The sequence below is a fragment of the Arsenicicoccus piscis genome (genome assembly GCF_022568835.1).
GTDB classification, from domain to species: domain Bacteria; phylum Actinomycetota; class Actinomycetes; order Actinomycetales; family Dermatophilaceae; genus Arsenicicoccus; species Arsenicicoccus piscis.
This window is the reverse complement of the sequence record NZ_JAKZHV010000005.1, coordinates 267,917-274,895: the sequence shown is the minus strand read 5'-3', so window position 1 is coordinate 274,895 and position 6,979 is coordinate 267,917. Positions and strand designations below refer to the sequence as shown.

The window sequence follows — 6,979 nt, the reverse complement described above, 5'->3', positions numbered from 1 at the left end:
CTTCCTGATCAGTCGCCAGCTCGTCGCGGGCACCGGCAAGGTCGTCGTAGAACCCTCCGGTGCGGCTCGGTTCGCGGTGAGCCAGCGCGCCGACCACATGTGGGACGCGTTCTCCAGCGCCACGACCCGCAGCCGACCCATCATCAACTCGCGCGACGAGCCGCACGCCGACGCCGAGAAGTTCCGCCGGCTGCACGTCATCGTGGGCGACTCGACGATGTCCGAGACGACCATGCTGCTCAAGGTCGGGTCCGCCGACCTGGTGCTGCGGATGATCGAGGCCGGCGTCGAGCTGCCGGACCTCACCCTGGACGCGCCGGTCAAGGCGATCCGCACGATGAGCACCGACGAGACCGGTCGCGCGACCGTGCCGCTGCGCGCGGGTGGCAGCGCCAGCGCGCTCGACATCCAGTCCCGCTACTTCGAGAAGGCCCGCGACTTCGTGGCGGCCGGTGGCGTCGGGGACCCCGTGCACGACCGCGTGATCGAGCTGTGGGGGAGGGCGCTCACGGCCATCGAGTCCGGCCACCTCGACGACATCGCGACCGAGATCGACTGGGTGATCAAGCGGCGCCTGATCGAGCAGTACTCCGCCCGCCACGACCTGCCGCTCACCGACCCGCGGATCGCCCAGCTCGACCTCGCCTACCACGACATCGACCCGAGCCGCGGCCTGTTCTACCTGCTGCAGCGGCGCGGGCTCGCCGCCCGCGTGGTGACCGACGAGGACATCGAGGCGGCCCGCAGCGTGCCGCCGCAGACGACCCGCGCGCGCCTGCGCGGGGCGTTCGTCAAGGCCGCCAGCGACCACCGGCGCGACTACTCCGTCGACTGGGTGCACCTCAAGCTCAACGACCAGGCGCAGCGCACGCTGATGTGCAAGGACCCGTTGCTGGCCGAGGATCCGCGCGTCGACCGGCTCATCGCCTCCATCGTGGAGCCCGCAGGAACCGCCCAGACGGGGCGGGTATGGTGACGTGCTGTCGTGCCTCGTCCGCGGGGCGTCCCTCACCTTGAGAGTCGAGATCTTCGTGCGCTTCAGCTCAGCAAAGCTCGCCGCCGTGGTGGCGGTGCCCGCCATCGCCCTCGCCGGCTGCGGTGGGTCCTCCGACGGGTCGCCCAGCTCCGCGGCGCCCCAGACCGCGAGCGTCGGCCAGCCCGCGACGGGCGACCTCGCCGGCGTCACCGTCGGTGGCTCGGAGACCGCGCCGACCGTCACGGTGTCCAAGAAGCCGTTCAAGGTCACGCAGACCACGGTCAAGAAGATCGCGGAGGGGTCCGGCGAGCCCGCCAAGGAGTCCGACGTCCTCAAGACGCAGATGATCGTCGTCAACGGCACCACCGGCGAGACGATCTACGACTCGTTCAAGGGCAAGACCACCGAGCCGTGGCCGCTCAGCTCGACCGGCACGCTGACCGGCCTGCGCAAGGCTCTCGTCGGCGAGAAGGTCAACGGCGCCAAGGAGCTCGTGGCCGTGCCCCCGGGCGACGCGTTCGGCGCCAACGGCCAGTCCTCGCTGAAGGTCGGCAAGGACGACACGCTGCTGTTCTACTTCGAGACCAAGGGCCTGCAGGCCACCGAGGCGTCCGGCACCCCGGTCGCCCCCAAGCCCGGCTTCCCGACCGTGAAGGTCGAGCAGGGCAAGGCCGCCACCATCACCATCCCGAAGACGCCCGCCCCCACCACGCTGCAGAGCGAGGTGCTGATCAAGGGCAACGGCCCGGCCGTCGCCAAGGGGCAGACCGTCTTCGCGCACTACACCGGTGTCGTGTGGGCGACGGGCAAGAAGTTCGACTCCTCCTGGGACCACGGCACCGCGCCGCTGTCCATGCCGGTCGGTGTCAGCCAGCTGATCCCCGCCTGGGACAAGGTGCTCGTCGGCCAGACCGTCGGCAGCCGCGTCGTCATCGTCGCGCCGCCCGCCGAGGCCTACGGCAACAAGGCGCAGAACGCGATCCCGGCCAACTCGACCCTCGTCTTCGTGATCGACATCGTCGACGCGATGTGATCGAGTCTGGTTCACCCAGAACGACTTTCGTAGAACTCTCGTCCCGACCCACGACGTAAGGAGCCTCTCATGGCGCTCAGCAAGCCCGAGATCGACTTCCCCGGCGAGCAGCCGCCCAGCGACCTCGTCATCGAGGACATCACCGTCGGCGACGGCCGCGAGGCCAAGGCCGGCGACCAGATCAGCGCCCACTACGTCGGCGTCGCCCACTCGACCGGCGAGGAGTTCGACGCCTCCTGGAACCGCGGCGGCCCGCTCGACTTCACCGTCGGCGTCGGCCAGGTCATCCGCGGCTGGGACGAGGGCATCCTCGGTATGAAGGTCGGCGGCCGCCGCAAGCTGACCATCCCGCCGCACCTCGCCTACGGCGAGCGCGGCGCCGGCGGCGTCATCAAGCCGGGCGAGAGCCTGATCTTCGTCGTCGACCTGATGGACGTGCGCTGACTGCCTGGCCTGACTGGCCTGGCTGGCCTCACGGCACCACCGGCACGCCGCTACCCGAGCAGGGTGGCGGCGTGCCGTCCTGCTGCGGCAGCCGCGAGGAAGGACGCGCGGTCGGCGTCCAGACCCCGGCCCATCGTCGAGAGCCGCACCGGCGAGCCGGCGAGGGCCGTGTCGAGACCGTCGAGGCCGACCTCGACGAGCCGCAGCCGGCCGCCGGACTGGGTGCACAGGGCCCGCGCCTGCTCCAGCACGCGCTCGCCGAGGTCGCCGAGGTCGCCGTGGCTGCTGTCGAGCAGCGGCACCGGGACGTCCGCGGGGGCCAGGGCCACGCGGCCGTAGGCCGTGAGCGAGTGGTGGGACACCCCGAGGTGCCGTGGGCGGGCGTCGGCCTGCGACACGCGCAGCGACGCGACGGCCCGGCCACCGAGGGTCGCGCCGGCGTTGACCGCCTCGCCCGCGGACGTCCCCGAGAAGCCCCAGCGCGTGCCGGTGCCGAGGTTGCCGGGGCCCTGCGCGACGATCGCCACGTCGGCGCCGACCACGTGCCGCGCGGCCAGCAGCCCGGTGTGCACGTTGACCGCCTCGAGGTCACCGCCGAAGGCCTGGCCCACCGTGATCGTCGCCGCCAGCCAGTCGGCATCGCGCAGACCGGCGACCGTCCGCGAGAACGCGCTCGGCAGCGCCCCACCGTCCGTCATCACGTAGACCACCCGGGCGTCCGGGCGGTCCGCCCGCAGCCCCGCGACGATCGCCGGCACGGCCGAGTGCAGGTCCGCCACGACGACGGGCAGGCCGTCGATGCTGTCCGCCTCCGCCAGCACCCCGTGGTGCGGCGACTCCTGCTCGTCCACGCCGAGCACCATGGCCTGCAAGGGGGTGTAGCGCGCCTTGACGACGTGCCCGGGGCCGGCCGGGGGGTCTACGGGGAGGCGGTCGGGGATCGCGACGACCAGCGCGAGGCCACCGGTGCCGAGGCCGCGCTCCAGCGCCGAGACGTTGAGTAGGACCCGGTCACCGGGCTGGGCCGTGCCGACCAGCGCGGTGTAGCCGAGCGCCCGGACGGTGGTGGCTGACGGCGGCGCCGACGGCGTGACCCCCGCGGCGTCCACAGGCGACGCGCCGGGCTGGTCCGCAGCGTCGGCATCGAACACACTTACGGCATACTCGACAGCGCCGGGCCAGGTCGCCCGGACCGACGCCACGGTGCCTTCTCGCCAACGGATCACGCTGGCAATCTAGGGCACGCACGATCGCGGAAGGGGGCGACATGGCCACGTCCAAGGCGAAGCAGCCCAAGACGCCCATCAGCGCGGCCAAGACCGAGCGCCTGCTCAACCTCGTCATCGCGCTGCTCTACACCCGGCAGGCACTCACCAAGGTGCGCATCCGGGACGCCGTCGAGGCCTACCACGGTCTCGGTGACGAGGCGTTCGCCCGGATGTTCGAGCGCGACAAGGACGAGCTGCGCGCCATGGGCATCCCGCTGGTCACCGAGCAGATCGACACGTGGTTCGAGGACGAGGAGGGCTACCGGATCGACCGGCGCGAGTACGCCCTGCCGGAGGTGCGCCTCGAGCCGGACGAGATCGCCGTGCTCAGCCTCGCCAGCCGCACTTGGAGCCAGGCCAGTCTCGCCGGGCCGGCGGCGCGTGCCATGCGCAAGCTCGAGGCTGCGGGGGTCGAGCGCGACGACCGCTCGCTGCTCGGCGTCGACCCCCAGATCCGCACGACCGAGCCCGGCTTCGAGCGGGCCAAGGACGCCGTGCTCGGCCGGCGCCCGATCCGGTTCGACTACCGCAAGGGCGCCGCGGGCACGACCACCCGGCACCTGCAGCCGTGGGGCCTGGCCCGCTGGCACGGTCGGTGGTACCTCACCGGCCATGACGTAGACCGTGACGCACCGCGGGTGTTTCGCCTGGGTCGCGTCGTGGGTCCGATCCAGTGGGCCGGCCGCGCGGGCAGCTATGTCGTGCCGCCCGACCACGACCCGCTCGCCATGGTGCGCACCGAGCAGGGGGCGGCACCGGCGACCCGGGCCGTGCTGCGGGTGCGCGGTGGGGCCGGGCAGCTGCTGCGGCGGCGCGCCACCGCCACCAGGGCGCTCGACGACGGCTGGGACGAGCTCGACCTCGACTACACGTCGAGCGATGCGCTGGTCGGCGAGCTGGCCTCGCACGGCGCCGACGTGCTGGTCCTCGAGCCGCCGGCCCTGCGCGAGGCGGTCGTCGCCCGGTTGCGCGGCGCCCTGGGCCACCGCGACGGGAGGACGTCATGACGCTGCCGGGCATCAACCTCAACGAGCCCGCCACCGACCGGCTGCACCGGCTGCTCGCCATGGTGCCCTGGCTGCTCAACCGGCAGGGCGTCGACCTCGAGCAGGCCGCCGCGAGCTTCGGGGTCAGCACCGAGCAGCTCGAGGCCGACCTGCAGCTGCTCTTCCTCTGCGGCACACCCGGGGGCCTGCCCGACGACCTGATCGACGCGAGCTGGGAGGAGGGGCGGGTCTACCTCTCCAACGCCGACACCATCGCCCGGCCGCTGCGCCTCGGCGTCGACGAGGCGCTCACCCTCATCGTCGGGCTGCGGGCCCTCGCCGCGGTGCCGGGCCTCGGCGATCGCGACGCCGTCGACCGCGCCATCGCCAAGCTCGAGGCCGCCGCCGGCAGCCTGCCCGGGGCCTTGAGCGACGCCCGCGCAGTGACGGTGGACCTCGCCGACCAGGGGGAGGTGCCGCACCTCAGCGAGGTCCGCGCGGCGCTGGAGGACCATCGTCGGCTGCACCTGCGCTACGTCGTGCCGTCGCGGGACGAGACGACCGAGCGCGACGTCGACCCGATGCGGGTGGTCTCGATCGACGGGCCCTGGTATCTCGAGGGCTGGTGCCACCGCGCCCAGGACGTGCGGCTCTTCCGGCTCGACCGGATCGAGGCCCTGAGCGTGCTCGACGAGGACGGCACGCCCCCGGCCCAGGCTCGCCCCCGCGACCTCGGCAACGGCCTCTTCCAGCCCGGGGCCGACGACCTGCGGGTGAGCATCGACGTCGCGCCCGAGGCAGCGTGGGTCGTCGACTACTACCCGACCGAGAGCGTCGAGGAGCGCCCCGGCGACGTGTCGCGGGTGACCCTCGCGGTCGCCGACCGGGCCTGGCTGCGCCGGCTGCTGCTGCGCCTCGGTGCCGGCGCGCAGGTGGTGGAGCCGGCCGAGGTGGCCGCCGACGTCGCGGGCGCAGCGAGCGCCGCGCTGGCGCTCTACGAGGAGTCCTAGCGGCTTGCCACGGGGCCTACACTGAGGGCGGACGCACATCGTGTGCTCGCACCGCCGCCGACCGGAAGGCACGTAGACCATGGGTCGCCTGTTCGACAGCCCCCTGCACCTGCTCATCATCGTCCTGGTCATCGTCATCATCTTTGGCTGGAAGCGTCTCCCCGACGCCGCCCGCAGCCTCGGTCGCTCCATGCGCATCTTCAAGTCCGAGGTCTCGGAGATGAAGAACGACAAGACCGACAAGCCGGCCTCCGACGCCTCCCGCAGCACCGTCCGCGGCGAGACCCTGCGCGACGAGACCGTCGCGGACGGTCAGACCTTCCGCACGACGTCCACCGAGCGGCCCGCCGACCGACCCGCCGACCTCGCCGACGACGAGGTCGTCATCGACGGCGTGCGTTACAAGCGCAGCGAGACGCACCCCCGCGACCCCCAGGCCTGAGCCTCGATGGCTCTACGTCGGCGTCCGAAGGACCCCGAGGGGCGGATGTCCCTCGGCGACCACCTCCGGGAGTTCCGCAACCGCGTGACGATCAGCGGCATCGCGATCGTCCTCGCGTCGATCCTCGGCTGGGTCTACTTCAACCAGCTGCTGCACTACCTGACCGAGCCGCTGCGCCTCACCGCGGCCGAGCGCGGTCAGACCGTGGCGCTCAACAACTCCGACGTCACCGGCGCGTTCAGCCTCAAGCTGCAGATCGCGCTCTGGGTGGGTGTGATCGTCGCGAGCCCGGTGTGGCTCTACCAGCTGTGGGCGTTCATCATGCCCGGGCTGCACCGCAAGGAGAAGCGCACCGCGCTCGCCTTCATCGCCACCGCGGTGCCGCTGTTCCTGCTCGGCTGCTACGCGGCGACCTGGGCGCTGCCCAACGCGATCACGGCCCTGCTGGGGTTCACCTGGCAGGAGGGCCTGAACATCATGCAGGCCGACTACTACATCACCTGGGTGACCCGGTTCATCCTCAGCTTCGGGCTCGCGTTCCTGCTGCCGGTGCTTCTCGTCGCCCTCAACCTCGCCCACATCCTGCCCGCGCGGGTGATGCTCAAGGGCTGGCGGGTCGCCGTCGTCGTGATGTTCGTCTTCGCCGCGATGATGTCGCCGACGCCCGACCCGTGGTCGATGTTCGCCCTCGCGATCCCGCTGATCCTGCTCTACTTCGCGGCGTACTTCGTGGCGCTGCTGTTCGACCGGCGCCGCGCCAAGCAGGAGCCCGACTACCACGACCTCGCCGACGACGAGGCGAGCGTCCTCTAGGTTGGTC

8 protein-coding genes are annotated in these 6,979 nt (G+C 72.1%); 7 read left to right on the top strand and 1 reads right to left on the bottom strand.

The features are described 5' to 3' along the window. From MM440_RS11615 to MM440_RS11605, 3 genes are all read left to right on the top strand, one after another. The coding region (locus tag MM440_RS11615; RefSeq protein ID WP_241444446.1) for a proteasome accessory factor PafA2 family protein at positions 1-976 on the top strand (976 nt) is incomplete at its 5' end. 37 nt (positions 977-1,013) lie between these two features. After that, the gene (locus tag MM440_RS11610) at positions 1,014-2,009 is read left to right on the top strand and encodes an FKBP-type peptidyl-prolyl cis-trans isomerase (RefSeq protein WP_241444445.1); all 996 of its coding nucleotides are present in this window, start codon (positions 1,014-1,016) and stop codon (positions 2,007-2,009) included. 69 nt (positions 2,010-2,078) lie between these two features. After that, positions 2,079-2,453: an FKBP-type peptidyl-prolyl cis-trans isomerase gene (locus MM440_RS11605; RefSeq protein WP_241444444.1), complete on the top strand. Its 375-nt coding sequence runs from the start codon at positions 2,079-2,081 to the stop codon at positions 2,451-2,453. Between the two features lie 50 nt (positions 2,454-2,503). Here the strand turns inward: MM440_RS11605 and MM440_RS11600 are convergent, their stop codons facing one another. Next, positions 2,504-3,679 carry a DUF3866 family protein gene (locus MM440_RS11600; RefSeq protein WP_241444443.1) on the bottom strand — a complete coding sequence of 392 codons (1,176 nt, stop codon included), beginning with the start codon at positions 3,677-3,679 and terminating at the stop codon, positions 2,504-2,506. A gap of 41 nt (positions 3,680-3,720) precedes the next feature. Here MM440_RS11600 and MM440_RS11595 point away from each other — a divergent pair, with 41 nt between their 5' ends. The 4 genes from MM440_RS11595 (at position 3,721) to tatC (ending at position 6,972) form a co-directional block, all read left to right on the top strand. Continuing rightward, a complete protein-coding gene (locus tag MM440_RS11595; protein ID WP_241444442.1) occupies positions 3,721-4,728 on the top strand; it encodes a helix-turn-helix transcriptional regulator in 1,008 nt (335 codons plus the stop codon). Continuing rightward, a complete protein-coding gene (locus MM440_RS11590; RefSeq protein ID WP_241444441.1) occupies positions 4,725-5,717 on the top strand; it encodes a helix-turn-helix transcriptional regulator in 993 nt (330 codons plus the stop codon). The genes MM440_RS11595 and MM440_RS11590 overlap by 4 nt, the downstream gene beginning before the upstream one ends. A 79-nt stretch (positions 5,718-5,796) precedes the next feature. Then, on the top strand, positions 5,797-6,159 hold the full coding sequence (gene tatA / locus MM440_RS11585) for a Sec-independent protein translocase subunit TatA (RefSeq protein ID WP_241444440.1): 363 nt from the start codon (positions 5,797-5,799) through the stop codon (positions 6,157-6,159). A 45-nt stretch (positions 6,160-6,204) separates the two neighbouring features. Continuing rightward, positions 6,205-6,972 (top strand): twin-arginine translocase subunit TatC, encoded by a 768-nt coding sequence (gene tatC / locus MM440_RS11580; RefSeq protein WP_241444439.1) that lies wholly within the window; start codon positions 6,205-6,207, stop codon positions 6,970-6,972. Positions 6,973-6,979: the final 7 nt, after the last annotated feature.

Excerpts from the sequence above, each read along its gene's own strand:
- MM440_RS11605 (WP_241444444.1), top strand. The coding sequence starts at position 2,079 with ATGGCGCTCAGCAAGCCCGAGATCGACTTCCCCGGCGAGCAGCCGCCC.
- MM440_RS11595 (WP_241444442.1), top strand. The coding sequence starts at position 3,721 with ATGGCCACGTCCAAGGCGAAGCAGCCCAAGACGCCCATCAGCGCGGCC.
- MM440_RS11590 (WP_241444441.1), top strand. The coding sequence starts at position 4,725 with ATGACGCTGCCGGGCATCAACCTCAACGAGCCCGCCACCGACCGGCTG.
- tatA (WP_241444440.1), top strand. The coding sequence starts at position 5,797 with ATGGGTCGCCTGTTCGACAGCCCCCTGCACCTGCTCATCATCGTCCTG.
- tatC (WP_241444439.1), top strand. The coding sequence starts at position 6,205 with ATGTCCCTCGGCGACCACCTCCGGGAGTTCCGCAACCGCGTGACGATC.